The 24,808-nt window shown below is 66.8% G+C and carries 21 protein-coding genes and 1 tRNA gene; 11 read left to right on the forward strand and 11 right to left on the reverse strand.

Features of this window, described 5'->3' with window-relative positions:
- Window positions 1-41 precede the first annotated feature (41 nt).
- Together C560_RS0115480 and C560_RS0115485 are read left to right on the forward strand one after the other, a co-directional pair.
- Window positions 42-404 carry an ArsR/SmtB family transcription factor gene (locus C560_RS0115480; RefSeq protein ID WP_043423252.1) on the forward strand — a complete coding sequence of 121 codons (363 nt, stop codon included), beginning with the start codon at window positions 42-44 and terminating at the stop codon, window positions 402-404.
- Complete coding sequence (locus C560_RS0115485; RefSeq protein ID WP_026538885.1) at window positions 401-883, forward strand: SRPBCC family protein; 483 nt, start codon at window positions 401-403, stop codon at window positions 881-883. Before C560_RS0115480 ends, C560_RS0115485 begins: the two co-directional genes overlap by 4 nt.
- A 105-nt stretch (window positions 884-988) precedes the next feature.
- Here the strand turns inward: C560_RS0115485 and sucD are convergent, their stop codons facing one another.
- From sucD to C560_RS0115505, 4 genes are all read right to left on the reverse strand, one after another.
- Window positions 989-1,891 (reverse strand): succinate--CoA ligase subunit alpha, encoded by a 903-nt coding sequence (gene sucD, locus C560_RS0115490; protein ID WP_018776033.1) that lies wholly within the window; start codon window positions 1,889-1,891, stop codon window positions 989-991.
- Window positions 1,892-1,917: 26 nt separating this feature from the next.
- Complete coding sequence (sucC, locus tag C560_RS0115495; RefSeq protein ID WP_026538886.1) at window positions 1,918-3,084, reverse strand: ADP-forming succinate--CoA ligase subunit beta; 1,167 nt, start codon at window positions 3,082-3,084, stop codon at window positions 1,918-1,920.
- Window positions 3,085-3,490: 406 nt separating this feature from the next.
- Window positions 3,491-6,043 (reverse strand): DNA helicase PcrA, encoded by a 2,553-nt coding sequence (gene pcrA, locus C560_RS0115500; protein WP_043423253.1) that lies wholly within the window; start codon window positions 6,041-6,043, stop codon window positions 3,491-3,493.
- A gap of 711 nt (window positions 6,044-6,754) precedes the next feature.
- Window positions 6,755-7,612 (reverse strand): inositol monophosphatase family protein, encoded by an 858-nt coding sequence (locus C560_RS0115505; RefSeq protein ID WP_026538888.1) that lies wholly within the window; start codon window positions 7,610-7,612, stop codon window positions 6,755-6,757.
- A gap of 125 nt (window positions 7,613-7,737) precedes the next feature.
- Here C560_RS0115505 and C560_RS0115510 point away from each other — a divergent pair, with 125 nt between their 5' ends.
- Window positions 7,738-8,388: a hypothetical protein gene (locus tag C560_RS0115510; protein ID WP_026538889.1), complete on the forward strand. Its 651-nt coding sequence runs from the start codon at window positions 7,738-7,740 to the stop codon at window positions 8,386-8,388.
- Between the two features lie 318 nt (window positions 8,389-8,706).
- On the opposite strand, the gene C560_RS22100 is transcribed toward C560_RS0115510, so the two are convergent.
- Window positions 8,707-9,729 carry a tetratricopeptide repeat protein gene (locus C560_RS22100; RefSeq protein WP_051533227.1) on the reverse strand — a complete coding sequence of 341 codons (1,023 nt, stop codon included), beginning with the start codon at window positions 9,727-9,729 and terminating at the stop codon, window positions 8,707-8,709.
- Between the two features lie 217 nt (window positions 9,730-9,946).
- On the opposite strand from C560_RS22100, the gene C560_RS23410 reads away from it, so the two are divergent.
- Window positions 9,947-10,096, forward strand: coding sequence for a hypothetical protein (locus C560_RS23410; protein WP_155855807.1), 150 nt, complete (start codon window positions 9,947-9,949; stop codon window positions 10,094-10,096).
- Between the two features lie 101 nt (window positions 10,097-10,197).
- On the opposite strand, the gene C560_RS0115525 is transcribed toward C560_RS23410, so the two are convergent.
- From C560_RS0115525 to C560_RS0115535, 3 genes are read right to left on the reverse strand one after another with little or no spacing between them, the layout of a single operon-like run.
- Complete coding sequence (locus C560_RS0115525; protein WP_026538890.1) at window positions 10,198-11,730, reverse strand: putative bifunctional diguanylate cyclase/phosphodiesterase; 1,533 nt, start codon at window positions 11,728-11,730, stop codon at window positions 10,198-10,200.
- Window positions 11,720-12,226: a DUF7793 family protein gene (locus tag C560_RS22720; protein WP_051533228.1), complete on the reverse strand. Its 507-nt coding sequence runs from the start codon at window positions 12,224-12,226 to the stop codon at window positions 11,720-11,722. The genes C560_RS0115525 and C560_RS22720 overlap by 11 nt, the downstream gene beginning before the upstream one ends.
- Window positions 12,223-14,256, reverse strand: a complete 2,034-nt coding sequence (locus tag C560_RS0115535; RefSeq protein ID WP_155855808.1) for a glycosyltransferase family 2 protein — start codon at window positions 14,254-14,256, stop codon at window positions 12,223-12,225. Before C560_RS0115535 ends, C560_RS22720 begins: the two co-directional genes overlap by 4 nt.
- Window positions 14,257-14,775: 519 nt before the next feature.
- Here C560_RS0115535 and C560_RS22110 point away from each other — a divergent pair.
- Window positions 14,776-16,371 carry a chitinase gene (locus C560_RS22110; RefSeq protein WP_051533229.1) on the forward strand — a complete coding sequence of 532 codons (1,596 nt, stop codon included), beginning with the start codon at window positions 14,776-14,778 and terminating at the stop codon, window positions 16,369-16,371.
- Window positions 16,372-16,500: 129 nt separating this feature from the next.
- Here the strand turns inward: C560_RS22110 and C560_RS0115545 are convergent, their stop codons facing one another.
- Window positions 16,501-17,298: a membrane protein gene (locus C560_RS0115545; protein WP_026538892.1), complete on the reverse strand. Its 798-nt coding sequence runs from the start codon at window positions 17,296-17,298 to the stop codon at window positions 16,501-16,503.
- An 82-nt stretch (window positions 17,299-17,380) separates the two neighbouring features.
- Between C560_RS0115545 and C560_RS0115550 the strand changes: the two genes are divergently transcribed.
- The 3 genes from C560_RS0115550 to C560_RS0115560 all read left to right on the forward strand — a co-directional run bounded on the left by C560_RS0115550 (window position 17,381) and on the right by C560_RS0115560 (window position 18,464).
- Window positions 17,381-17,453: transfer RNA gene (locus C560_RS0115550), tRNA-Arg, on the forward strand.
- A 1-nt stretch (window position 17,454) separates the two neighbouring features.
- On the forward strand, window positions 17,455-18,057 hold the full coding sequence (locus C560_RS0115555) for a DUF6314 family protein (protein ID WP_026538893.1): 603 nt from the start codon (window positions 17,455-17,457) through the stop codon (window positions 18,055-18,057).
- On the forward strand, window positions 18,054-18,464 hold the full coding sequence (locus C560_RS0115560; RefSeq protein WP_018776020.1) for an NUDIX hydrolase: 411 nt from the start codon (window positions 18,054-18,056) through the stop codon (window positions 18,462-18,464). The genes C560_RS0115555 and C560_RS0115560 overlap by 4 nt, the downstream gene beginning before the upstream one ends.
- An 84-nt stretch (window positions 18,465-18,548) precedes the next feature.
- Here C560_RS0115560 and C560_RS0115565 read toward each other — a convergent pair whose 3' ends face one another.
- Window positions 18,549-20,462, reverse strand: a complete 1,914-nt coding sequence (locus C560_RS0115565) for an ABC transporter ATP-binding protein (protein ID WP_018776019.1) — start codon at window positions 20,460-20,462, stop codon at window positions 18,549-18,551.
- Entirely contained in the window at window positions 20,459-22,126 is a 1,668-nt protein-coding gene (locus tag C560_RS0115570) for an ABC-F family ATP-binding cassette domain-containing protein (protein ID WP_026538894.1), read from the reverse strand. Before C560_RS0115570 ends, C560_RS0115565 begins: the two co-directional genes overlap by 4 nt.
- A gap of 278 nt (window positions 22,127-22,404) precedes the next feature.
- Here C560_RS0115570 and C560_RS0115575 point away from each other — a divergent pair, with 278 nt between their 5' ends.
- Genes C560_RS0115575 through C560_RS0115585 form a run of 3 tightly spaced genes read left to right on the forward strand, consistent with a single transcriptional unit; the run spans window position 22,405 to window position 24,666 of the window.
- Window positions 22,405-23,151, forward strand: coding sequence for a hypothetical protein (locus C560_RS0115575; RefSeq protein ID WP_026538895.1), 747 nt, complete (start codon window positions 22,405-22,407; stop codon window positions 23,149-23,151).
- Window positions 23,148-23,879, forward strand: coding sequence for a hypothetical protein (locus tag C560_RS0115580; RefSeq protein ID WP_026538896.1), 732 nt, complete (start codon window positions 23,148-23,150; stop codon window positions 23,877-23,879). The genes C560_RS0115575 and C560_RS0115580 overlap by 4 nt, the downstream gene beginning before the upstream one ends.
- A 43-nt stretch (window positions 23,880-23,922) precedes the next feature.
- On the forward strand, window positions 23,923-24,666 hold the full coding sequence (locus C560_RS0115585; protein WP_026538897.1) for a hypothetical protein: 744 nt from the start codon (window positions 23,923-23,925) through the stop codon (window positions 24,664-24,666).
- Window positions 24,667-24,808: the final 142 nt, after the last annotated feature.

Genomic DNA, 24,808 nt, shown 5'->3' on the forward strand with positions numbered 1-24,808 from the left:
TCTATGGATTGATTAGCCGAGCGACGAGGAGGCCACACGCCATGGATTCCAGCGACGACGGTGAGCTCGACGCGGCCTTCCTGGCCCTCGCCGATCCGGTCCGCCGCCGCATCATTGCCCGGCTCAGCCGGGGCCCGGCCACCGTCAACGAACTGGCGGAGCCCTTCGCGATCACCAAGCAGGCGGTCTCGAAACACATCCAGGTCCTCGAGCAGGCGCAACTTGTCACGCGCACCCGTGACGCCCAGCGCCGGCCCGTGCACCTGAACCCTGCACGGCTGGAAGCGCTCACTGCCTGGATCGACCAGTACCGGCTGGTCCGCGAGGGGCAATTCCGCAGCCTTGACGCCGTGCTTGAAATCCGCGCCGCCCAGGGCGGCACACAGGCAAAGGATGCATCATGAGCAACGCACTGAAACTGACAGTCCCCGAAGGGCTGCCCTTCATCGACTTTGAGCGCGACTTCGACTTTCCCGTTGCCGAGGTCTTCCGGGCGCACAAGGACCCCGAGCTCGTCGCCCAGTGGCTCGGTCCGCGGCGGATGACCATGACCATTGACCACTACGACTTCCGGACCGGCGGCAGCTACCGCTACACCCATACCGCACCGGACGGCAGCGCGTATGTCTTCAGCGGCGTCTTCCACACTGTCCGCGAGAACGACTTCGCCATCCAAACCTTCGAATTCGACGGCTACCCGGATGTGGTGAGCATTGAGTTCCTGACCTTCGAGGATCTCGGCGGCGGCCGTTGCCGCCTCCGCGCCCGGGCGGTCTACCCCAGCATGGAGGCTCGCGACGGCATGGCGCAGTCCGGAATGGAGGGCGGCATGATCGAAGCCTACGAGCGGCTCGAGGAAGTCATCAGCGGGGCCAAGGTCTAGGACGCAGCCTTAAACAAACAACGCGGGGTCACTCCGCGCCCATCCCACCGAGTGGAATGGGCCGTAAGTGACCCCGCGTTGCTGTGGTGCTGTGGCGCCTCGGACCTAGAGGGTCGCGAAGACTTCGCGCAGGAGCTTGGCGGTCTCGGACGGCGTCTTGCCGACCTTGACACCGGCAGCCTCGAGGGCTTCCTTCTTGGCCTGGGCGGTGCCCGCGGAACCCGAGACGATGGCGCCTGCGTGGCCCATGGTCTTGCCTTCCGGAGCGGTGAAGCCGGCCACGTAGCCGACAACCGGCTTCGTGACGTGGGCCTTGATGTAGTCCGCGGCACGCTCTTCGGCGTCGCCACCGATTTCGCCGATCATGACGATCGCCTTGGTCTCCGGGTCGGCCTCGAAGGCTTCGAGGGCGTCGATGTGCGTGGTGCCGATGACCGGGTCGCCACCGATGCCGATGGCGGTGGAGAAGCCAAGGTCGCGCAGTTCGTACATCATCTGGTAAGTCAGGGTGCCCGACTTGGAGACGAGGCCGATGGGGCCCTTGCCCGTGATGTTGGCCGGGGTGATGCCGACGAGGGCCTCACCCGGGGTGATGATGCCGGGGCAGTTCGGTCCGATGATGCGGGTGACCTGCTTGCCGTTGGCGTCAACCTTGGACTGGGCCAGTGCCCAGAACTCAGCGGAGTCCTGGACCGGCACGCCTTCGGTGATGACGACAACCAGGCCGATGCCGGCCTCGATGGCTTCAACGACGGCGTCCTTGGTGAAGGCCGGCGGCACGAAGACGATGGAAACGTCAGCGCCAGTCTCGGCCATGGCTTCCTTGACGGTGCCGAAAACGGTGATCTCGGTGTCACCGTGCAGGACCGTGGTGCCGGCCTTGCGGGCGTTGACGCCGCCAACAACGTTGGTGCCGGCCTTGAGCATCAGGGCGGTGTGCTTGGTGCCTTCGCCGCCGGTGATGCCCTGGACGATGACCTTGGAGTCCTTGTTCAGATAAATAGACATGATTGAGTCGCCTTACTTCCCGGTGCTTACTTCGAGTTGGCGAGCTCGGCAGCCTTGTCGGCGCCCTCGTCCATGGTGGCGGCCAGGGTAACCAGCGGGTGGTTGGCCTCGGCCAGGATGCGGCGGCCTTCCTCAACGTTGTTGCCGTCGAGGCGGACGACCAGCGGCTTGTTCGCGGAGTGGCCCAGCTCGGCCAGTGCACCAACGATGCCCTTGGCGACGGCGTCACAGGCGGTGATGCCGCCGAAGACGTTGACGAAGACGGACTTGACCTGCGGGTCGCCCAGGATGACGTCGAGGCCCGCTGCCATGACCTCGGCGGAGGCTCCGCCGCCGATGTCCAGGAAGTTGGCGGGCTTGACGTTGCCGTGGTTCTCGCCGGCGTAGGCAACGACGTCGAGGGTGGACATGACCAAGCCGGCACCGTTACCGATGATGCCGACTTCGCCGTCCAGCTTGACGTAGTTGAGGTCCTGCGCCTTGGCCTTGGCCTCGAGCGGGTCAGCAGCGTCCTTGTCTTCAAGGTGAGCGTGCTTGGGGTGGCGGAAGTCGGCGTTCTCGTCGAGGGAGACCTTGCCGTCGAGGGCAACGATGTCGCCGGCGCCGGTCAGGACCAGCGGGTTGACCTCCACGAGGGTGGCGTCTTCCTTCTTGAAAACGTCCCAGAGCTTCAGGATTACGCTGGCGACCTTGCCACGCAGTTCCTCGGCGAAGCCTGCAGCGGCGACGATTTCGTCGGCCTTGGCCTGGTCGATGCCCACGGCCGGGTCGATCGAGATCTTGGCCAGGGCTTCGGGGCGCTCAACGGCGAGCTGCTCGATTTCCATGCCGCCTTCAACCGAGCACATGGCCAGGTAGTTGCGGTTGGCCCGATCCAGAAGGACGGAGAAGTAGTATTCCTCGGCGATGTCTGCGCCCTGGGCGATCATCACCCGGTGGACGGTGTGGCCCTTGATGTCCATCCCGAGGATGTTGGTGGAGTGTTCAAACGCTTCGTCAGCGGTCTTCGCGACCTTGACGCCGCCGGCCTTGCCGCGGCCTCCGGCCTTGACCTGCGCCTTTACGACAGTTACGCCGCCGATTTTCTCGGCAGCTGCCTTTGCTTCTTCAGGGGTGTGCGCCACGATGCCAGCAAGCACGGGTACACCGTGCGCCTCGAACATATCGCGCGCCTGATATTCAAACAGGTCCACGGTTTAGTGTCCTTCTACGTCGAAGTAGTTTCTGTACAGCCGGACCCCACGTACTCGCGGTTACCGGGCTGCGGAATAAACGCACCCTGCGACAAGCTTGGAAACGAGCCACACGGCGCAATGCTCCTTTGGGAACTCTAGTCCTTCGATCGGACCAGCCCGTTCCAGAGTACCGGTTATGTGAGTAAGGACACTATTCTATGGAGCGTAGAAAAACCGCTAGATTACGGGGTTTTTGGGGTGTTCGACGGCGCTCCGAAGGCCGGCGCGGCCGTACCAGACGCGCGTTCGTAACGTACGGCGAACGCCCGTGCATCCGGCAGCGTGGGGTGCCGGCGGACCGGTCTCCGGGTTCCGCTCCCGGCTCCCGCCAGGTCTTCGGCCGAACGTCCAGCTGTGCGGTCAGCTAGGCGTCCAGCTTGGTCAGCGGCGCATAGCGCAGCAGCAGCCGCTTCTCGCCGACGTCGAACTTGACCTTGGCGACTGTCTTGTCCCCGGCACCTTCCACCGCCAGGACGGTCCCGTTCCCGAAGCTGGTGTGGTTGACCTTGTCCCCGACACTGACGGCGACGACTTCCTTCTGCGGCTGGACCCTGTTCTTGGCCACGGCGGCGGGAACGTCGGCGTTGAACCCGGCGGACGGGCTGGCCGCGGCGCCGCGGGCGGTGCCTGCACCCCAGAACGATCCGCCATAGCGGCTGGACCCGATCCCGGCACCGCTCCCCCAGCCTCCGCCCTGGCGGCTGGCGCCTTCGCGCTTCCACTCGACGAGCTCGGCCGGGATCTCCTCGATGAACTGGCTCGCGGGGTTGTACTGGCTCTGGCCCCACATGCTGCGGACTTCGGAGCGGGTCAGGTACAGCCGCTTGCGGGCCCGGGTCAGGCCCACATAGGCCAGCCGGCGTTCCTCGGCCAGTTCCTTGGGATCGGTGGCGGAACGCTGGTGCGGGAACAGCCCGTGTTCCATGCCGGTAAGGAACACCACCGGGAATTCCAGGCCCTTGGCGGTGTGCAGCGTCATGAGGGTGACGACGCCGAGCCGCTTGGCTTCGGCGACGGCGGCGGCTGCGTCTTGGGCGTCACCGCCCGGGGCGTCCGGGATCTGGTCGGCGTCGGCGACGAGGGAGACCTGCTCCAGGAAGGCGCCGAGCGAGCCTTCGGGGTTGTCCCGTTCGTATTCCCGGACGACGGCGACCAGTTCGGCGAGGTTCTCCACCCTGGACTCGTCCTGCGGGTCGGTGCTGGACCGCAGCCCGGCAAGGTAGCCGGTCTGTTCGAGCACGGCTTCGAGGGCCGCGGCGGCGCCGGAGCCGGAAGCGACCTCGGCGAGGTCGTCGAGGAGTTTCACGAAGCCCAGCACGGCGTTGACCGACCGGGTCGCCATGCCCGGGGCCTCGTCGGCGCGCCTCGCGGCGGCCATGAACGAGGTGCGCTCACGCTCGGCGAGGGCGGCGACGGCACCCTCGGCACGGTCACCGATCCCGCGCTTGGGTTCGTTGAGGATGCGTCGGAGGTTGACGTCGTCGTCCGGGTTGACCAGGACGCGCAAGTAGGCGAGGGCGTCCTTGATCTCCTTGCGCTCGTAGAAGCGGGTGCCGCCGACCACCTTGTAGGGCAGCCCCACGCGGACCAGGACGTCCTCGATCGAGCGGGACTGGGCGTTGGTGCGGTAGAAAATGGCGACGTCGCCGGGGCGCAGATCGCCCTCGTCCTGGAGCCGGTCGATTTCCTTCGCGATGAACTGGGCCTCGTCGTGTTCGTTCTCGCCGACGTAGCCGACGATCTTCTCGCCGTCGCCCTCGGCCGTCCAGAGCCGTTTCTCCGGCCGGTTGGGGTTGCGGGAGATCACCGAGTTGGCGGCGCTGAGGATCGTCTGGGTGGACCGGTAGTTCTGCTCGAGCTTGATGGTGCGGGCGTCCGGGTAGTCCTTCTCGAACTCCACGATGTTGCGGATGTCCGCGCCGCGGAAGGCGTAGATGGACTGGTCTGAATCGCCGACGACGGTGAGCTCGGCGGCCTCGGGACCTTCGCCGACGATCTCGCGCACCAGGGCGTACTGGGCGTGGTTGGTGTCCTGGTACTCGTCCACGAGGACGTGCCGGAAGCGGCGCCGGTAGGAGTCGGCGAGCGCCGGGAAGGCCCGGAACATGTAGACGGTCTCGGCGATCAGGTCATCGAAGTCCATGGCGTTGGCCTGGCGCAGCCGCTGGGTGTAGCCCTTGAAGACCTCGGCGACGGCCTGCTCGAAGGGATCGTTGTAGTTGGCACTGGAGGAGTAGCTGTCGGCGTCGATCAGCTCGTTCTTGAGCGCGGAAATCTTGTGCTGGATGGCCTTGGGCGCGAAGCGCTTGGGGTCGAGGTCCAGGTTCTTGGCGACCAGGGTGATCAGGCGCAGCGAGTCGGCGGAGTCGTAGATCGAGAAGTTGGAGTTCAGCCCGACGTTCTTGGCCTCGCGGCGCAGGATCCGGACGCAGGACGAGTGGAAGGTGGAGATCCACATGGTCTTGGCCCGGCCGCCGACCAGCACCTCGATCCGTTCCCGCATTTCGGCCGCGGCCTTGTTGGTGAAGGTGATGGCCAGGATCTCGCCGTGGTGCGCCCGCCTCGTGGCAATCAGGTAGGCGATCCGGTTACTGAGCACACGGGTTTTGCCCGAGCCGGCGCCGGCCACAATCAGCAGGGCGCTGCCGGCGTGCTTGACTGCTTCTTCCTGCTGGGGGTTCAGCCCCTCGAGGAGTTCGCCGGCGTTCGGAAGCTGCGGGCGGTCCCAGCCGCCGTCGGGCCCGTCGCCGTGCGCGCTTCCGCCGTGCGGGCCGCCATGCGGGCCACCATGCGGGGCGAAATCCGGCCCTGAATCCAGGCCCGCCAGGCCGGACCCGGCCCGCGCTTTAGTGCCTGCCGCCGCCTTGGAGGCAGCTTGGAAGGGTCCGTCGGCATAAGGGTCAAACAACATATCCATGGTGTATCTAAGTCTAGGCGGTGGCGCTGACAGCCGTGTCCGCCCGCCGGGACATGCCCTCCTCTGCCCGCGCCCAGTGGACATGATCCCCTTATGACCAGTCCTGGCCGCGAAGAATGGACATGCCCCGCGGAAGCTGCCCTGGAGAAGGCCCGGGTTGTTCTGAAGAACCTGGGTTGTTCTGAAGAATGGGCATGCTCCGCGGACACGGCCCAGCGGAACGAGCATGCCCTCCGCCACCCGTGGCCAATGGACATACTCCCCTTGTGCCCAGTCCTGGCCGCGAAGAATGAGCATGCCCCGCGGAAGCTGCCCTGGAGAAGACCGGGGTTGTTCTGAAGACCGCCGAGGTTGTTCTGAAGAAAGAGCATGTCCCACGGACACGGCCGCGCGGAACGAGCATGCCCTCCGCCACCCGTGGCCAATGGACATACTCCCCTTATGCCCAGTCCCGGCCGCGAAGAATGAGCATGTCCTACGGTCAGCTGCCCTGGAGAAGACCCGGTTCGTTTTGAATACCGCCGAGGTTGGTTCTGAAGAAGGAGGATGTCCCACGGACACGGCCCAGCGGAACGAGCATGCCCTCCGCCACCCGTGGCCAATGGACATACTCCCCTTGAGCCCAGTCCTAGCCGCCAAGAATGGGCATGTCCCACGGTCACCGCCGTGAAAAATGGGCATGTCCCCCCTGGAGTTCCGGCAGGCGGGAAGCTAGCCGACGCCCCCGGAGCTGAGCGCGGCGCGCAGCTGCTGCACCGCCGTCGTGCCTCCCGCGATGAACCAGTCCAGTCCGTTGACGCGCACGACGTCGGTCGCGCCGCCGGCCGCCTCTACGATCGCCTTCCCGGGCAGCCAGTCCCACTCGGGGCAGCTGTGCTGGAACCAGCAGCCGAGCTCTCCGTCCGCGACCCGGCCGAGGTCGCAGGAGCCGGACCCGAACATGCGCAGCGCGGCGGCCGATGTCGCTGCCGCGTGCCAGGGCATGGCACACATCGGATCGGCCAGCCACGTCGGATGGATGTAGGTTGCCGCACCGAGATCGGACAGCGGCGTGTCGGCGCGTCCGGTGCCACCGGACGCGGCGGGCAGGAAGGTCACCAGTTTTTCGCCGTTGAGCGTGGCCGCCCGGGACGTCCCGCCCAGCCACAGTTTGTCCTCTTCCGGCTGGAAGATGGCGCCGAGCCCTGCACCGGAGGAATCCTTCAGGGCAATGGCCGAGCACCAGTACGTGGATCCATGCAGGAAGTTGAACGTCCCGTCGACGGGGTCAATGACCCAGGTCCGGCCGCTGCTGCCCGCCACGGAGGCGCCCTCCTCGCCCAGGACGGCGTCATTAGGCCGGCAACGCCGAAGCTGTTCCAGGACGTAGGACTCGGCGGCGTGGTCGGCGGCCGTGACCACGTCCGAGACCGACGTCTTCTGCCGGCCCTCAATCCCCGCCTGCCGCATCAGCAGCGCCAACGTGCCGGCCTCGCGGACCAGGGCCTCGGCCAGTTGGTAGTCATCCAGTGACTGGTCGAGTTCTGCGGTGCTGTGCCGGCCGAGCCGGTGTTTTCCTAGTTCGGTCACGCGTCCCAGACTATCGGCGCCCGTTGGCAGTGAACAGCCGGCGCGGACGGCCGGGCTGACGGCGGCGCGGAGGGGCGGGCTGACGGCGGCGCGGAGGGGCGTGCAGGGCGGGCGATAATGGAGCCATGGCCAAGACACCCGCGCAGCGGATCAAAAAGCACGGCGCCAACGCGGCGGTCCCCCAGCATCATCTCCCTCCGGTGATCAATCCGACCACCAGCCGGACACCGCAGAAGGCACAGAGCAACAGCAATCTGATTGTCATCGCCGGGGTCGTGGCCAGCCTGTTCCTGTTCTGGTATCTGCACCTGCTCACCCTCAACCAGCTCACGCAGTTGTCGGGCGGCCAGTCAATGCCCGACTCGTTGGTCGGCGGCTTTGACCTGGGGTTCGTGGAGCAACTGCGCGCGGCCATGGACGCCGATGCCCGGGGCCAGCTGAACTACGTCCACAAGACGGCCGGCATGCTCTTCCCGCTGATCTTTGGCTTCACCTGGCTGCTGCTGATCGGAACCAACGTGGCCCGGAAATCCCTGCGCTGGGCGCTGTGGTTGCTGCCGCTGCTCTTTGCTGCGGTCCGGCTGTGGGGCAACACGGTGATCGACGAAATGATGTCCGCCGACACCCTCGACGGCGGTCAGGTCGCCCTGGCCTCCGGTCTCACCGTGGCCGGCTGGGCGCTTCTGGCGCTGAGCGTCGTGGCCGGCGTCGCCGCCGTAATACTTGGCCGCAAGGCAGCCGCCGCTCCCCTCACCCCGGGACATTTCCAGTCCTGATCCGCGCGGCGGGGCTAGTTCTCTGTTCCCGGCTTAAAACCAGGGACATGTCCATTCTTGGTCGCCGCGGCAGGGCTATCTCCCCACTGCGGCTTAGAACCGGGGACATGTCCATTCTTGGTCGCGGCGGCAGGGCTATTTCCCTACACTCGGCTTAGAACGCGGGACATGTCCATTCTTGGCCGCGGCGACTGGAGTCGTCCCTCGCACCTGGTCTCGAGCACGGCACATGTCCATCGTTCGGCCCGGCCGGAGGACATCTTGCCATTATGTCCAGCCCTCAAGTCCAGCGGAGGGCATGTTCACTTCAGCGCGAAGTCAGGGCACTTCGTTCAGGAACTCAAGGGCCTGCTCCGCACGCTGCGGGGCGCCAGCCTTCTCAAAGTGGTCTGCTGCTTGGATCAGGTACTTCCGGGCTTCGGCTCGGTTCCCCAAGGCAGCATGGGATCGGCCCAAAAGCAGGAATGCCTCGCCCAGAATCTGCGGGGAAGGCGTGTCCAGATCAACACAAATCTGTTCGAGCAGTTCGGCGGCGGCGGCAAATTCGCCTGCAAGGTAGTTCCAGTGGCCTCGGTTTAGTTTCAGCAACAAGAAATCATTGGGGCTGCCGCCAATGACGTCCGTGGCAAGTTCCGCGCGTTCAATGCAGCGCAGGGTGTCCGCGTCCGCAACATCGGCGGCGAGCCGCATGGCTGCGGAGGCTTTGTTGAATTTCGCCCAAACAGTGAGGTTCCGGGCCGGCGAAAAAGTGGCCGCGGCGAGCTCGTGATAGTGCAGCCCCTCGGCGACTTTGCTGCAAAGAAACGCGACGTTTCCAATGACCCAGTACGCCTTGCCCACCAACTGGTCATCGACTTCGCCCGAAATAATGTCGGCCATGATGAGGCTTTCGGCCCATGCTTCGTCGAGTCGCCCGCTGTCCGCGAGGGCCGCGATAAGCGCCTGCCGGGCTTTTACGGCGATCTCGACGTCGTCTTCGCCGTTCAGGAGATCGGCCGCTGCCCTGGCCTCATCCGCCGCTTGTTCTAGGCGCCCGAGTCCTTGATGCGCTTTGGCGAGGAGGATATGTACCTGCGCTTGGAGTTGCGGCATTGCATCGCCGGGTTCCGCAAGTAGGGCACCGGCAACATCCGCGCTGGCTTCAAAGTCACCCGCGGCAAGCAGGCACTCGGCACGAAACAATGTCATGTTCCACCAGGACGCGCCATCGCCATCCGCCCGCCCGATTTCCGCTGCCGCCTGGGCAGCGCCGGCGGCCTCTCGGAACTCGTGATTGGACCGGTGTTCGCGCGCCTGCAGCTCTGCAGTGGCGTACGAGGGTGAAACGGAGCTTTGTTGCATGTCTCAATTATCCGTTGCCGCGGGAGTGGAAGCGAACAAACCGCGCAAGCAAGACCTGCACAATATTGCCTCAGGACTTCCGAAGCTTCGCGCGAATAACACGAAACCATTCGTTGCGGAGCGAATCGTTATACAGCGGCGTGTCGTTTGGCCCTATACTAAATCTGCACCACAAGTCACATGAGTCACATCAGCCTCTTACGTATCAGGAGTCCTAATGAAGAAGACCCTTGCAACACTCCTCGTCGCCGGTGCGCTGGCCGCCGCTGGCCTGTCTGCCGCATCCGCCATTTCGGCTAGCGGCAGCAATTCAGGTCAGGGCTCGGTCGAAGCTGTGAACTGGTGGCCGGACTCCACCAAGAAGTAACGGAGACTGCACTGACAGGCGGCGGGTGTCGGAAGTGATTCCGGCGCCCGCCGTCAGTGTTTAATCTTCGTTCACCAGCCCAACATCCACCAGGCCCGGCACTACAACAGCTTTCCATTCCCCGCAAACAACGCCACGATCTCGGCCGCCGGCGCAGGCCTGCCAAAGTAATAGCCCTGGCCGCTGCCGCAGCCCATCTCTCGCAAGACTTCCGCCTGTTCCGCCGTCTCTATCCCCTCGGCCAGCGCCTTCAGGCCGCAGGCGTGGATGAGGTGCAGCACCGCGGCGACGAAGTCCCGCTGCTGCTCGTCGTCGCCGAGGCCGCTGATCAGGCTGCGGTCGATCTTGACCACGTTCACCGGCAGCTTCCGCAGGTAGCTGATGGAGGAATAGCCGGTCCCGAAGTCATCGATCTCAAGCTGCACGCCGAGCCGGCGGAGGCCGTTGAGCGAATACTGGTCGACGTCGCCGCCGTTGACCGCCATGGACTCGGTCAGCTCCACGATCAGGTTTGATGCATCCACGCCGGTCTCCCTGAGGATGTCCCGCACATGTTCGATCAGCTCGAGGTTTTGCAGTTCGGTGGTGGAGATGTTGACGCGGACGTTAAAAGTGCTGTCCACCTGCAGGTCCTGCTGCCATTTCCGCAATTGGCGCACGGCGTTGCGCAGCACCCAGTGGCCCAGGTCCACGATCATGCCGGTTTCCTCGGCCAGGGGAATGAACTGGTCCGGCATGAGCAGACCGCGCTCCGGGTGGTTCCACCGGACCAGCGCCTCCACGCCCTCGATCCTGCCGGTCGCGAGGTCCACCACCGGCTGGTAGTGCAGGGTCAGCTGGTCCTGCCGGATGGCCTCGCGCATTTCCGTAATCATGACGCTCTGCAGCCGGCGCGCGTACAGGAGGGCCGGCTCGAAGACTTTGATGCTGCTGTGCTGCTGCGCCTTGGCGGCGTACATGGCCGTGTCGGCCTCCATGACCAGGTCATCGACGGACTGGCCGGGTTCCGCGATCCGCAGGCCGATGCTCGTTCCGCACGTGACTTTCAGGTCCCCGACGTCGAGGCTCTCACTGAGTGCCTTGAGGATCCTGTTCGCCACCCGGCGTGCCCGGACCAGATTGGACTTCGGCAGCATGACGGCGAACTCGTCGCCGCCAAGGCGCGCCACGGTATCCGTTTCGCGGACGGCGTCCTGGAGCCGGCGTGCGATGGCCCGCAGGACGTCGTCGCCGGCGCTGTGCCCCAGGGTGTCGTTAATGCCCTTGAAGGAATCGAGATCCAGAATCAGGAGGGCCGGCGGCATCTCGCCGCGCGAGGATTCCGCCAGGGCATGGCTCAGGACCGAGTTCAGTGCCGTCCGGTTGGCGAGCTGGGTCAGGGGGTCGGTCAGCGCCATGCGTTCGAGCTCCACCTGCGCCTCGCGCAGCATGGCCGTGCGGCTTTCGACCCGCTCCTCCAGCTCCTGGTAAATGGTCTGCAGGTCATCGGCCATCAGGTTGATGCCAGCGATGACGGCGGCGACGTCGTCGCGGGCTCCCGAATGCGGGATCCGGGTGCTCAGATCGCCTCCGGCGATCCGCACGATGCCCTCCACGAGGGCGTGCAGCCTGGGGTCCGGTGCTTCATTCTTCACGGGTGTACTGCCTTAGCCACTCGACGGCCGCGGATTCTGAGGTGAAGAACTGCGCCGGGATCGTCTCGCTTCGGGACCGCAGGAGGTAGTGGGCAATGACCCGGTCCACCGGGCTCTCGCCCACCAGGGCGAACGCCGTCGCCGCTATGGAACCGCTGTAGACCTGGCGGGCCTCCATGCTGACACCGACGACGCCGGTGATCACCAGGAGCACCGGCATCCGCCGACCCGCGGCGAGCGTGCGGACGATGTCACCGGCGATGCGTGCCTCCGGACCCTCGATCTCCTGGTTGGCGGGCAGCTGGACCTCGATGATTCCGCCGTCGATCATCCGCACGCCGATGCTCCGGGCGGCACCGCCGTCGGCAGGCGCCCCGTCGGTTGCCCGTGCCGCGGCCACCGCCGCCGCCCCCAGGAGGGCGCCGGCTGCCGCTGCCGTGTCCGGCAGCCCCTCCGGAAGCCGTCCTTCGGGCCCGGCCAGGGCCTCGAGTGTCATCGGACCGCAATTCGACGGCGGCGGTCGGCGGAGCCCCGGAGGTCACGGTTCAGCCGTCGGTCGCCGTGATAGAGAATCGTTTCCCAGTCGACTTCCTCAGCTGTCTTGGCTATCACGGGGCTCTCCTTCTCTTTCTTGGGCCTGGGACTGACATACAGCCAGTTAACCACCCCGAGGAAGACATCCACGGCGGAGTTGAAGACTCCGATGTAAGCGCGGATCGCGCCCGCAGCCAGGATGGCGTTGACGGAGGCGAAGGCCACGTTGCCCCAGTTCCCCACTTGCGCGTCCCGCCATACGGTCAGCAGCGAGAAGGCGACGATCGCGTACGGCGTCAGGACGTAGATCGCCGGGGCGGCGGTGCGGTCCTTGACCTTGGGCGTGCGGGCGAAGGGAATCTTGTCGCCTGTGACGGCCTGCTGCAGCGATTTCAGCACGCCCGCCAGGTTGACCGGCAGCAGCACAAGGTTGAAGCCGTAGATCCGGAGGATGTCACTGAAGCGGTGCCCGCAGTCGCGCAGGTCGCTGCCCATGGCCAGGAAATACGGCAGGGCGGCGATGAACACGATCGGGCTCAGCAGCCGGCTGTCGTAGGGGTACGCCAGGAGGAAGACGAGGCCAAAGCTGGCCCACGCGATGGACGCCATGTAGTTCACCCGCAACAGCACCTCCCGGAACAGGATCGCGCGGCGCTCGGACCGGTGCTGGCGGAGCTGGACCCACAGTTTGGGCAGGATCAGCAGGCCGCCGTTCGCCCAGCGCCGGCGCTGGACCACGAGGGAGCCGAAATCCGGGGGTGTGGCGCTGTAGCTGAGCCGTTCCGGATAGTTCACCAGGGTCCAGCCGTGCTGGCCGAGATCGATGCTGGATTCGGTATCTTCGATGACGGTTCGGTCCTGGATGTAAGTCCGGACCTCGAAACCGCCGGAGGTCTCCACCTCGACGATGTCCTCCAGGGCGCGTTTGCGGATGACGGCGTTGGCGCCCACCCAGAAGGTCGCACCGTAGTAGGTCATGCCCTGGTGGAGGATGTGCTGGAGGTCAGTAGTGGCTCCGGCGACCCGCTCGATGCGGGTGGGGGCCCCACGGAAGGAGGAGTACGGTGTCTGGGTGACCGCGACGCGCTCGTTGCCGGCCGATTCCAGGAAGTAGACCAGCCGGAGGCAGTAGTCGCGCAAAAGCAGCGAGTCGGCATCGAGCGTCAACAGATAGGTCGTGTCCGGGACGTCCATGATCTCGCCGTCCAGGTCAGGAACGACGCCGGCGCCCACCTTGCGCAGGACCACGCCGTCGGCGGTGGTTTCCTTCTGCCAGGTGTGGCCCATCAGCGAAATGTAGGCGTTGAGGTTCATGGCCTTGTTCGCCTCGTGGGAAAGGCTCGCGTACTTTTTGCGTTCGAACGTTTCGGTGGAGACGTTGAAGATCCAGGTCAGCCGGAGGTACAGCTCTTCGATCCGCGTGCGCGGCGGCGAGGTCTGCTGGGCCAGCGCAGCGTTCAGTCCCAGGAGCACGAGCCTCAGCTCGCGGGCCAGGCCCATCAGGACGAGGTCGACGAAGAACTCGTCAACGTGGTCCTCCACTGTTTCGGCAGCAGCCATCGCTTCGAGCCATTCGGCGGCTGCCTCATATTCGGCGATCAGCAGGGCCACCTCGGCCGCAGTACCGCGCCCGTGCGCCTTTTCCCGGCTGCGGAATTCGGCCAGGGCAGTGTTGAAGCGCGCGGCCGGGACGCTGAGCTCTGCGGCGATCTCGGCGGTCAGCGCTCGGGTCTTGTCCAGCCGGACCCGGTCACCCAGGTCCGAGGGATGAGGCGGGTCATCGAGCAGCAGCACCACGTTGAGATCCGGGAACTCCTGCAGCGCCGCGGACCACAGCGTCGCCCGCACCACCTGGGGCTCTTCGGCATAGGAGGGCACCAGCACGGTGACGCCCTCGGAGTACTCGGCGAAGTGCCGGTCCAGCTCGCCGCGCGGCACCCTGGCATGGTCGCGGAACCGGTACAGGGCGCCCTGCCGGGCCATCAGGTACATGAGGGCGGAAAACGTCAGAAATGTTACGACAATGAGGTAGGAAACCGTCTCAAACTGAAACCTGAAACCCGCATTGGGATTGTCAGCGAGCTCTTTCAGAATGGTCGAAATGACGTACGTTACCCAAGCCGCCAGCGTCGTGAGAATTCCCAGGCGGCCAAGGATTATTTTGCGCCGGGATGGTCTCGGATGAACAATTGACAGCGGTTCGGAACGCCGCTCTGCCCCCCATTGACGGCGCCGGACCGCACCTTTTTGTTCGGTGGTCGCGCTTTCCGAATCCAAGCGCGGCAAGACAAGCTGATCTGGCATTAGTCCCCATAAGACTGCAAAGTCGGCATATTGGCGCGCGCCTACGGCAAAACCCGCACGCCGCACCGGAATGTTCCGGTGAGTGCCCTTATGATAATGCAAGGTCAGAGGCTTGCCGGACATCAGACACCCCGGAAATTTCACGAGCTGATGCCGGCTGCCGGCGCGTGCCCGGCTGCCCAACGAAAGACGCACAAGGGGGACCCCGTGTCCGAACGATTCCCAGGCCGCAAACTATCAGTGGTCCGGCTGGGTGTACTCATCGGCGCCGTGGTGGCGGCCGCCGCCGGCGGCGTTGCCGCATGGGGCAACTTCCAGGACGTCCGGGCGGCCGAGGCCATCCCGTCCGTTTTCTCGGGATACGTCGATGTCACCGCCACGCCCCGGTACGCATTCGAGGACCCGGCGTCCAAGGAAGCCGAAAAGGTCGTGCTGTCCTTCGTGGTGGCTGACCCCAAGGATCCGTGCTCGCCTTCCTGGGGGGCCGCCTACTCCCTCTCGGACGCCGCCGCCTCGCTGGACCTGGACCGGCGGGTGGCCCGGCTTCAGCAGCTCGGCGGCACCGTGGCGGTGTCCTTCGGCGGGCTGGCCAACCAGGAGCTGGCCGTTGCGTGCACCGATCCCGCCCAGCTCAAGTCGGCCTACCGGACCGTCGTCGACCGCTATCAGGTCAACAGCATCGACCTCGACGTGGAAGGCGAGGCCCTGTCCGACCCCGCGGCCCTTCAGCGGCGCTCGGTGGCCATCGCCGCGCTCCAGCAGGACCGCCAGCGCGAGGGCAAGTCCCTGAGCGTCTGGCTGACACTGCCGGCGGACCCCAACGGCATCACGGCGGCGGGCAGCGACGCCGTCCAGAAGATGATCACCGCGGGCGTCGACCTTGCCGGGGTGAACGCCATGACCATGGACTACGGCGGGAGCATGCTGCCGGGCCGGTCCATGTACGAGAACGCTGTGTCCGCCGCGGAAGCCACCCATCAGCAACTGACCGGCCTGTACCGGGCCGCCGGCACCGAACTCGGCAGCGGAACGGTGTGGCGCAAGGTCGGGCTGACGCCGATGATCGGCCAGAACGACGTCGCCGGCGAGATCTTCACGCTCAAGGACGCGCAGGAACTCAGCGCCTACGCCAGTGCCCGCGGCATCGGCCGGCTTTCCATGTGGTCCCTGAACCGTGACCGCACCTGCAGCCAGAATTTCCCGGACGTCACGAAGGTTTCCGATGGCTGCAGCGGCGTGGACCAGGGAAGCTCATCGTTCGCCACGATCCTTGGCGCGGGTGTCATGGCCAGCCCGTCGGCTGCGCCGTCTGCCGCGGCGGCGCAGACGCCCGTCCCTGCCGTCAGCGACAACCCCTCCACCAGCCCGTACCCGGTGTGGTCCGAGGCCACGGCCTACACCGCCGGGGAGCGGATCGTGTGGCATTCGAACGTTTACGAGGCCAAATGGTGGACCCGCGCCGACACCCCGGACAACCCCGTCCTGCAGGGCACCGCGACCCCCTGGCGCATTATCGGTCCGGTCCTGGCCGCTGACCGGCCGACGCCGCAGTTGACGGCACCGGCCGGGACTGCCCCGGCCTGGCAGCCGGCCACCGTCTACCGCAAGGGCGCCCGGGTGCTCTTCGAAGGCCGGGTGTTCGAAGCAAAATGGTGGACCCAGACCGACAGCCCCGAAGCTGCACTGCAGGGATCGCCGGAGTCGCCGTGGTCAAAGCTGCGGGACGAGGAACTGATGAAGATCATGGCCCAGGCGACGGCGACCGCCGCCCCGGCTCCCAGCGCGACGGCGCCGGCGCCCTAAGGGCCCTCCCCGACGGGCCAGAGGGCCCGGGCCCTCTGGCCCGGCCCCTCTCGCGCGGCCCTGGGGGCCTGCCCCAGCCGGCCCGCCCCAGCCGGACAGCCACAGCCGGCCTGCCTCAGCCGGCCCGCCTCAGCTGGCCCGGGCCCGGGCCTGCTTGCGCACCGTGCGTTCGTGCTGGACCCGCTGGGCGATGACAAGACCGGCCGCGGCGACGCCGACGGTGATGGGATAGCCCATGAGCCGCTCCAGGGTGCCGGGTTCCGGCACGTGCATGTCCGTCAGCCCGCCCGCAATGAGCGCCGCCAGGGACACAACCCCGCAGCCCAGAATGAACCACCCGAGCGGCGTCTGCCGGAGCCAAAGCCAACCGAGGACCACGAGCGCCAATGCCCCGGCGGCGAAGTACATCAGGGCACCGGCCACGTGCCAGGCCGATCCCGCGTCCTCGGGCACCAGCCCCACGATGACCGTTCCTGCCCCGGCCGTGCCGGTCAGCAGCCGGGCGGCGACCGCCGCCACCACCCCCGCGCCCCAGCGCGCGCGGCCGTGCGCCCGCCCCGGCACCCGGCCGCGTCTGAGGGGCACTCCGGTCCGCGCGGCACAGCACAGGAGGGCCGAGCCGAGCAGCAGCGCGCCGACCATCATGCCAAGGCCTTGGACCACAAACGACGCGTTCATCAGCAGGTGCGCCGGCGAGCAGACGTCCCGGCCGGAGAACTCTCCACACGCCACGGCGCCGAGGTCGCTGATGTAGCCCGTGCGGCGGCTGTATGGCTCCGCTCCCGCCCAGGCGCCGATCACAGCCGCCTCGGCCACGAAATACTGCAACACGCTCAGCTTCGCCAGGGCCCCGACGTAAAACCTGGTCGCGGCCACATCGGGGTAGTAGAGGGCTCCGGCGGACAGCTCGGCGGTTCCTGCAGTCATGCCAAGAGCGTAGTACGCGCGCTCACCTTGTATGCTTATATCCGTGTCCGACCGGACCGGCCCCGGCCGCCCGCGGATACCCGCCCTCGTAGCTCAGTGGATAGAGCACGGCTCTCCTAAAGCCGGTGTCGTTGGTTCGATTCCAATCGAGGGCACTTGAACATTCCTGCCCCGGACGAAACCCCGGACACGGGTCCGGACTTTGACCTCCGCGCCTACCTGCGCGGTTCCTGGTCCGTCGACCGCACCCTGCTGGACCGCAGCACCGGGATCAGTGGAACCTTCACCGGCGTCGTACGCTTCACCCCCCACGACGACGGCCTGTGGTGGCGTGAAGAAGGCACCGTGCGCTGGGCACCCCTGGACGGCGCACCGTTCACCGGCCCGGCGAGCCGGGAATATCTGCTGCGGCCCGCGGACACCCCCGAGGTCCTGGACGTGTACTTCCCGGACGGCCGCCCCTTCCACCGCATGGGCTTCGCCGGGCAGGCCAACCAGGACGAGCACTGGTGCGACCCAGACACCTACCGCGTGACGTACACGTTCCACGGACCGGACCAATGCGGCTACCGCTGGGATGTCACCGGCCCCGCCAAGGACCAGCTGCTGGAGTCCGTCCTGCGACGGCTGAAAGCAAAACCAGAAGCAACACCAGGAGCAGGACCTGGGGCAGGGCCAGGCCCAGTTCCGGTTCCAAGGCCAGGCGTAACGCCGGACGCGGCCCCTGATGCCGCGCCCGATGCAGGGCGCGCCGGATGAACCCGCGCATCGTCGTCTCCGCGGTCTGCGTTTTCGATCGCTCCGGGCGCCTCCTGACCGTCCGGAAACGGGGCACGGACAAGTTCATGCACCCCGGCGGCAAACCCGAGGCCGGCGAAACGGCGGCCCAGGCGGCGGCGCGCGAGCTCCAGGAAGAAGTGGGGATCGTGCTGGCCCCGGACCGGCTGGATCTGCTGGGCTGCTGGCTGGCGGATGCCGCCAACGAGGCGGCCACCCAGATCGAGGCCACGGTCTTCACCGCGCCCGGGGTGTGGAGCGCCCGGCCGTCGGCGGAAATCGCCGAGATCCGCTGGCTGGACCTGTCCGCCGAGCTGCCCGGCGACCTCGCCCCGCTGCTGACGGACCATGTGCTGCCGGCCCTGTCCGCCAAGCCGTCCGCGGGCTAGGACCGTACCGGCGAGAGGCCTCCAACACCAGCCTCCAACACCAGCCTCCAACACCAGCCTCCGACACCGGCCTTCAACGCCGGCTCAGTAGCCGGGCACGGCCTCCTGGGCGACCGCGCTGGCCTCAGAGAACTGCGTCCGGTACAGCTCCGCGTAGCGGCCCTCGGCGGCCAGGAGCTCCCGGTGGGTACCGCGCTCCACGATCGAGCCGTCCTCCACCACCAGGATCGCGTCCGCCGCACGGATCGTCGAGAGACGGTGGGCGATCACGACGGCGGTGCGGCCTTCGAGCGCGGCGCCCAGCGCCTCCTGGACGGCGGCCTCGTTGGTCGAATCCAGCGCTGCGGTGGCTTCGTCGAGGATGACCACCCGCGGCTGCGCGATCAGCAGGCGGGCGATGGTCAGGCGTTGCCGCTCGCCGCCGGAGAGCCGGTAGCCGCGCTCCCCCACCACGGTGTCCAGCCCATCGGGCAGGGACCGGATCATGTCTTCGAGCCGGGCACGCCGCAGCGCATCCCACATCTGCTCTTCGGTGGCCTCCGGGCGGGCCAGGCGCAGGTTGGAGGCGATGCTCTCGTGGAACAGGTGACCGTCCTGCGTCACCATGCCGAGGGTCGCGCGCATCGAGTCGAACGTGAGGTCGCGGACGTCCACGCCGGTGCCGGGTGTGGTGCCGCCGAAGCGGATGGCGCCGGAGTCGACGTCGTACAGACGCGACAGGAGCTGCGCAATGGTGGACTTGCCCGCTCCGGAGGAGCCGACGAGGGCCACCGTCTGGCCCGGTTCCACCCGGAAGCTGATGCCGTGCAGCACTTCCTCGCCGCCGCGGGTGTCCAGGGTCAGCACGTCCTCCAGGGAGGCCAAGGAGACCTTCTCCGCCGAGGGGTAGGCGAAGCGGACGTCGTCGAACTCCACCGAGAGCGGACCCGGCGGGGAGGCCACCGCATCCGGCTTCTGCTGGATGAGCGGCTTGAGGTCCAGGATCTCAAAGACGCGCTCGAAGCTGACCAGGGCGCTCATGACCTCCACCCGCGCGCTCGAAAGTGCCGTGAGCGGCGCGTACAGGCGGGTGAGCAGCAGCGCGAGCACCACGACGTCGCCCGCGGCCAGCTGCCCCTCAAGCGCGAGCCAGCCGCCCAGGCCGTAGACCAGTGCCAGGGCCAAGGCAGAGACCAGCGTCAGCGCCGTGACGAAGGTGAACTGCAGCATGGCGGTGCGGACCCCGATGTCCCGGACGCGGCCGGCCCGGAGGGCGAACTCGCGGGATTCCTCGTCGGGGCGGCCGAAGAGCTTGACCAGCGTGGCACCGGGCGCGGAGAAGCGCTCGGTCATCTGGGTGCCCATGGTGGCGTTGTGTTCGGCGGCTTCGCGCCGCAGATCGGCCAGTTTGGAGCCCATCCGGCGGGCCGGGATCAGGAAGATCGGCAGCAGGATCATGGCGAGCACCGTCACAAGCCACGATTTGTTCAGCATCACCGCGAGCGTCAGCGCCAGGGCCACGACATTGCTGACCACGCCGGAGAGCGTGCCGGCGAAGGCCGACTGCGCGCCAATGACATCATTGTTCAGCCGGCTGACCAGGGCCCCGGTCCGGGTCCGGGTGAAGAAGGCGATCGGCATTTTCTGGACGTGGTCGAAGACTTTCGTGCGCAGGTCCACGATCACTCCTTCGCCGATCGTCGAGGACAGCCAGCGCGTCACGAGGCCCAGGCCCGCCTCCGCCACCGCGACAATGGCGATCAGGACGGCCAGCCAGATCACGGTTGAGGCCTCCGCGTGGGCGATGATCTCGTCAACCACCTGCCCGGCGAGGACCGGGGTGGCGACAGCCAGGAAGGCCATCACGATGGACAGCAGCACGAAGGCGATCAGCTTGCCGCGGTGGGGGCGGGCAAAGCTGAACACGCGCTTCAGGGTCTCTTTCGAGAACGGCTTGGACCCGCTGGAGGCGCGGGTGATGTTGTAGAGGGAGCTCCAGGCGACCCGGTCCATGCTCATGTGGTGTTGCCTTTCGGGGCATCGACGTGCAGTTCGGTGACGACGCCGTTCTCGACGTTCCAGCGCACGTCCAGGCGGACGTTTTCCAGCAGCCGGCGGTCGTGGGTGACCAGCAGCAGCGCGCCGTCATAGCTGTCGAGGGCTTCCTCGAGCTGTTCGATGGCGGGCAGGTCAAGGTGGTTGGTGGGTTCGTCCAGCACCAGCAGGTTCACGCCGCGGGCCTGCAGCAGCGCCAGGGCGGCCCGGGTCCGTTCCCCCGGGGAAAGGGAGTCCACGGCCCGGTTGGTGTGATCGGCTTTGAGGCCGAATTTGGCCAGCAGGGTGCGCACCTCAGCCGGGGTCTGGTCCGTCAGGACGGCCTCGACGGCGTCTGCGAGCAACATGTCGCCGGCCAGGAGGCCGCGCGCCTGGTCGATCTCCCCGACAGCCACGGACGCTCCCATGGAGGCGTCACCGGAGTCGGGCTGCTGGACGCCGAGCAGGAGCCGGAGCAGGGTGGACTTGCCGGCGCCGTTGGGACCCGTGATCCCGATCCGTTCGCCCGCGTTCAGCTGAAGATTCACCGGGCCCAGGGTGAAGTCGCCCTGCACCGCGACGGCGTCGCGCAGGGTGGCGACGACGGCGCTGGAGCGGGGTGCCGCTCCGATGCTGAACTGCAGCTGCCATTCCTTGCGCGGCTCTTCAACTTCTTCGAGCCGGGCAATGCGGGACTCCATCTGCCGGACCTTCTGGCCCTGCTTCTCGGAGGACTCGGTGCTGGCCGCCCGGCGGATCTTGTCATTGTCCGGGTTCTTCTTCATGGCGTTGCGGACACCCTGGGAGCTCCACTCGCGCTGGGTGCGGGCGCGGGAGACGAGGTCCGCCTTGGTGTTCGCGTACTCCTCGAAACGTTCCCGGGCGTGCCGGCGGGCGACGGCGCGTTCCTCCAGGTAGGCCTCGTAGCCGCCGTCGTACACCGCCACCGAGTTCTGGGCCAGATCCAGTTCCACGATGGTGGTGACGCAGCGCGCCAGGAACTCGCGGTCATGCGAGACCAGGACGGCGCCGCCGCGCAGGCCCTGCACGAAGGCCTCGAGCTTGGCCAGGCCGTTGAGGTCCAGGTCGTTGGTGGGTTCGTCCAGGAGCACGATGTCGAACCGGCTCAGCAGCAGGGCGGCGAGCGCCACGCGGGCCGCCTGGCCACCGGACAGGCCAGTCATTCCGGCGTCCGTGCCCACATCGAGGCCAAGGTCCGCCAGGACGGACGGGATGCGGTCCTCCAGGTCGGCGGCACCGGAGGCCATCCAACGGTCGAAGGCCAGGGAGTAGGCGTCGTCGGAGCCCGGAGCGCCGGAGCCCAGCGCCTCCGCGGTGGATTCCATCTCCAGGGTCGCCTGGGCGCAGCCGGTGCGCCGGGCGATATAGCCCGCGACCGTTTCGCCGGCAATCCGTTCGTGCTCCTGCGGCAGCCAGCCGACAAAGGCGTCGGCGGGGGCCAGGCGCACTGTGCCTTCCTGCGGACCGTCGACGCCGGCCAGCAGCCGCAGCAGGGTTGATTTGCCGGCACCATTGGCGCCGACCACGCCGACGACGTCACCGGGCGCTACGGTCAGGGACAGCTTCGAGAAGAGTGTGCGGTGATCGTGTCCACCGGACAGGTCCTTGGCAACAAGGGTTGCAGTCATTACTTCATCCTCTCACTGCGGCCCAAAACGGACCGTCCCGACTGGGAGTAACTGCGCGTCCCGACGGGACCAAAACCAGCCGGGCATAGAAGAACCCGCCGGTCCGGACTTGGGGGGTGTACGGACCAGCGGGTTCGACCATTTAGCATAGTTGAATTAGCACCTCACGTAAAATCCCAGCCCCCTCCGTGACGCCCCCGTCACCGCCCGCCCCGATCGCCGCTGCCCGACCGCATGCCAGTAGCCATACTGCCCGCCGACTCCGCAGGAAGCCCTAGATGCCACTACCCGCAAAGGCGTTCCAACTCTGGCTTCACCGCGTTGCCCCGTCCGCGAGCACGGCCGATCTCTGCAGAATCTCGGGGATCAAGCGCACCACCTTCGCGCAGCAGCTGGTGCGCGGAAAGGTAGCCGAAACCACTCTGGTCAGCATCAGCCGGGCCCTGGGCTTGAGCCCGCTGGCGGAGCTCGCATCCTTCGAGCACTACGTGGAGCTGGCCGCCCCGCCGCAGCCGCCCACGCCGGCCGAACTCGTCAGCCAGGTTGCCACCATGGACCTGTTGCGGGCAGTCATTTCCCGGTCCTCCCCTGCCTACGGCGGCTATGGCGACCAGGGCAGCTCAATGACTCCGGCGTTGAGCCCCGCCCCGCACGCCACGTCTGTCCGGAACTGGGTGGATGCGATTGACGACGGTGAGTTGCGTCACCGGGTTTCGGCTGCCACCGGCGTGGCCCCGCAAAATTATTCGGCCCAGCTCACGGCCAACCGGCTCTCCCCGGAGCTGGCGGTCGCGACCGCCCGCGCGGCGGGCGTAGGCTTCACGGGCGGGCTCGTCGCCACGGGCCTGCTCACCGAGGCCGAGGCCGGCTGGACGCCAGGGGCGAAGCAGGCAGCCTTGGATGCCCTTTCCGACGGTGAACTTAGTTCCCTGGCCGGGGAGCGGCTTCAGGCGCTCGGGAAATCGCTACGGCGCCACGAGCAGGAGCAGGCACAAACAGAAAAGATTTGGGAGAACCTCGGATGATCGCGATCCTGCAGTGGACCACGCTGGCGCTGTGCTGCGCCGTCACGCTTGTCCGTGTGCCCAGCGTTCTCCGCGGTGAAAACCGGTCCCTGTTCTGGATCTTGGCGCTCATGACCCTGGCGATCCTGCTCAGCATCGATGCCCCTTATCTGGCCGTGGACCAGGTCCTGGGAGGCATGAACTTCGCCAACCTGGTGCTGCGCTTCGTCATCTTCGGCGGCATCTTCTTTCTGGGAATCCGGTTGGCCCGGGGCTTCAGCGCGTGCGACGCCCTGAAGCTCATCACCGGCCCCATTGGAATCGCGATCGCCGCAGCCGCCTCCCTTGCGGTGGTGGCGGTCTTCCTCATGATGGACACGGCCGGTTCCTCGGCGGGGCTGGTCGCCGTGTTCGCCAAGGACGGCCGCAATGCCGCCCTGGTGGAGTATTACGGGGCTGCCGGCCGCCTGTACCCGGCATTCATCACCGCGGCCCTGTTTCCGGCCATGCTGCGGACCCTGCGCAGCGGACTCCCGGCCCTTGTGCGCTCCAGCGCCGCGTTGCTGGCCCTGGGCACCGTGGCCATCTGCCTCAGCCTGCTTTCCCCGGTCATTCCTTCGTCCCTCGGATTCATGAGGTTCATCTTCAACTACTCGGCGGTCCTGTGCCTGGTCCTGGGACTGTCCCTGATCTGGCTGGCCAAGATACTTGCGAAGCGGGCGCCGAAGAAGCATGCTGGCATGGCCTGACCATCTTGGGGATGGGCAGGAAAGCGACGTGGGGGAACCCGGAATGATTGCAATCCTCCAGTGGGGCACGCTGATCACTTGCACCGTGGTGCTCCTTCTCCGCGTTCCGGATGCGATCCGGGGCCGGAACAGGGCCGTTTTCTGGATCCTGGTGCTCGCAACCCTGTGCAGCCTGCTCTCCGTGACCGGCCCCTACGAGGCGATCGACGGGGCGCTGGGGGGATGGAACCTCACCCACCTCCTCCTGCGGTTCCTCGTCTTCGCGGCCGTCCTGCTGGTAGGTCTGCGCGTGGCGACGGGCCTGGAGGATGAGCGCTGCTACCGCTTCATTGCGGGCCCGGCCGGCCGCTGCGCCCTGGCTCTCAGCGCCGTCGTCGTGGCGGTGACCTTCTTCCTCATGGACACCCGCGGATCCTCCTCGGGCCTGCTGGGCATCGCGGACAAGGGCGGGCCCAATGCAGTCCTGGCGCCGTTCTACGCCGCGGCCGGCCGCACCTATCCTGCCTTTATCTCCCTCGCCCTGCTGCCCGCGTTGCTGGCCACCGCCAGGAGCCAATTGCCGCGGCTCGTGCGTGCGGGGGCCCTCCTGACCTGCCTCGGCGCCCTCGCCACCGCGTTCACCGTGCCCGCCTCCTTCGCCCCGGAAGACTGGCTCCTCGCGCAGCAGACGGTCAACTATCTGGCCGTCGTGGGCTACGTCCTGGGCCTGGGCCTGTTCTGGGCGTCGGGGCTTGTTGCGAAGAAATCTGGTAACACTCGCGCAACATTCCGTAAGAACGAAACCTAGGGCATTCACAAAATCATTAGATCGTGAAAGAATCATGAATGTGTGAAAGCGGCAACCGCTTCGTGTACGGAAGTCAGCCGTGCGAAGCAGAGGCAGTCGTCCAAGCGCCATTGGGGGGATGAGTGGTAGCGGTCCGGAAGGA

The sequence above is a fragment of the Arthrobacter sp. 9MFCol3.1 genome (assembly GCF_000620385.1).
GTDB lineage: Bacteria > Actinomycetota > Actinomycetes > Actinomycetales > Micrococcaceae > Arthrobacter.

Excerpts from the sequence above, each read along its gene's own strand:
- C560_RS0115510 (WP_026538889.1), top strand. The coding sequence starts at position 7,738 with ATGGCCAAGACACCCGCGCAGCGGATCAAAAAGCACGGCGCCAACGCG.
- C560_RS0115560 (WP_018776020.1), top strand. The coding sequence starts at position 18,054 with ATGAACCCGCGCATCGTCGTCTCCGCGGTCTGCGTTTTCGATCGCTCC.
- C560_RS22100 (WP_051533227.1), bottom strand. The coding sequence starts at position 9,729 with ATGCAACAAAGCTCCGTTTCACCCTCGTACGCCACTGCAGAGCTGCAG.
- sucD (WP_018776033.1), bottom strand. The coding sequence starts at position 1,891 with ATGTCTATTTATCTGAACAAGGACTCCAAGGTCATCGTCCAGGGCATC.
- C560_RS0115480 (WP_043423252.1), top strand. The coding sequence starts at position 42 with ATGGATTCCAGCGACGACGGTGAGCTCGACGCGGCCTTCCTGGCCCTC.
- C560_RS23410 (WP_155855807.1), top strand. The coding sequence starts at position 9,947 with ATGAAGAAGACCCTTGCAACACTCCTCGTCGCCGGTGCGCTGGCCGCC.
- C560_RS0115535 (WP_155855808.1), bottom strand. The coding sequence starts at position 14,256 with ATGTACCTGATGGCCCGGCAGGGCGCCCTGTACCGGTTCCGCGACCAT.
- C560_RS0115485 (WP_026538885.1), top strand. The coding sequence starts at position 401 with ATGAGCAACGCACTGAAACTGACAGTCCCCGAAGGGCTGCCCTTCATC.
- C560_RS0115570 (WP_026538894.1), bottom strand. The coding sequence starts at position 22,126 with ATGACTGCAACCCTTGTTGCCAAGGACCTGTCCGGTGGACACGATCAC.
- pcrA (WP_043423253.1), bottom strand. The coding sequence starts at position 6,043 with ATGGATATGTTGTTTGACCCTTATGCCGACGGACCCTTCCAAGCTGCC.
- C560_RS0115575 (WP_026538895.1), top strand. The coding sequence starts at position 22,405 with ATGCCACTACCCGCAAAGGCGTTCCAACTCTGGCTTCACCGCGTTGCC.
- C560_RS0115545 (WP_026538892.1), bottom strand. The coding sequence starts at position 17,298 with ATGACTGCAGGAACCGCCGAGCTGTCCGCCGGAGCCCTCTACTACCCC.
- C560_RS22720 (WP_051533228.1), bottom strand. The coding sequence starts at position 12,226 with ATGACACTCGAGGCCCTGGCCGGGCCCGAAGGACGGCTTCCGGAGGGG.
- C560_RS0115580 (WP_026538896.1), top strand. The coding sequence starts at position 23,148 with ATGATCGCGATCCTGCAGTGGACCACGCTGGCGCTGTGCTGCGCCGTC.
- C560_RS0115565 (WP_018776019.1), bottom strand. The coding sequence starts at position 20,462 with ATGAGCATGGACCGGGTCGCCTGGAGCTCCCTCTACAACATCACCCGC.
- C560_RS0115585 (WP_026538897.1), top strand. The coding sequence starts at position 23,923 with ATGATTGCAATCCTCCAGTGGGGCACGCTGATCACTTGCACCGTGGTG.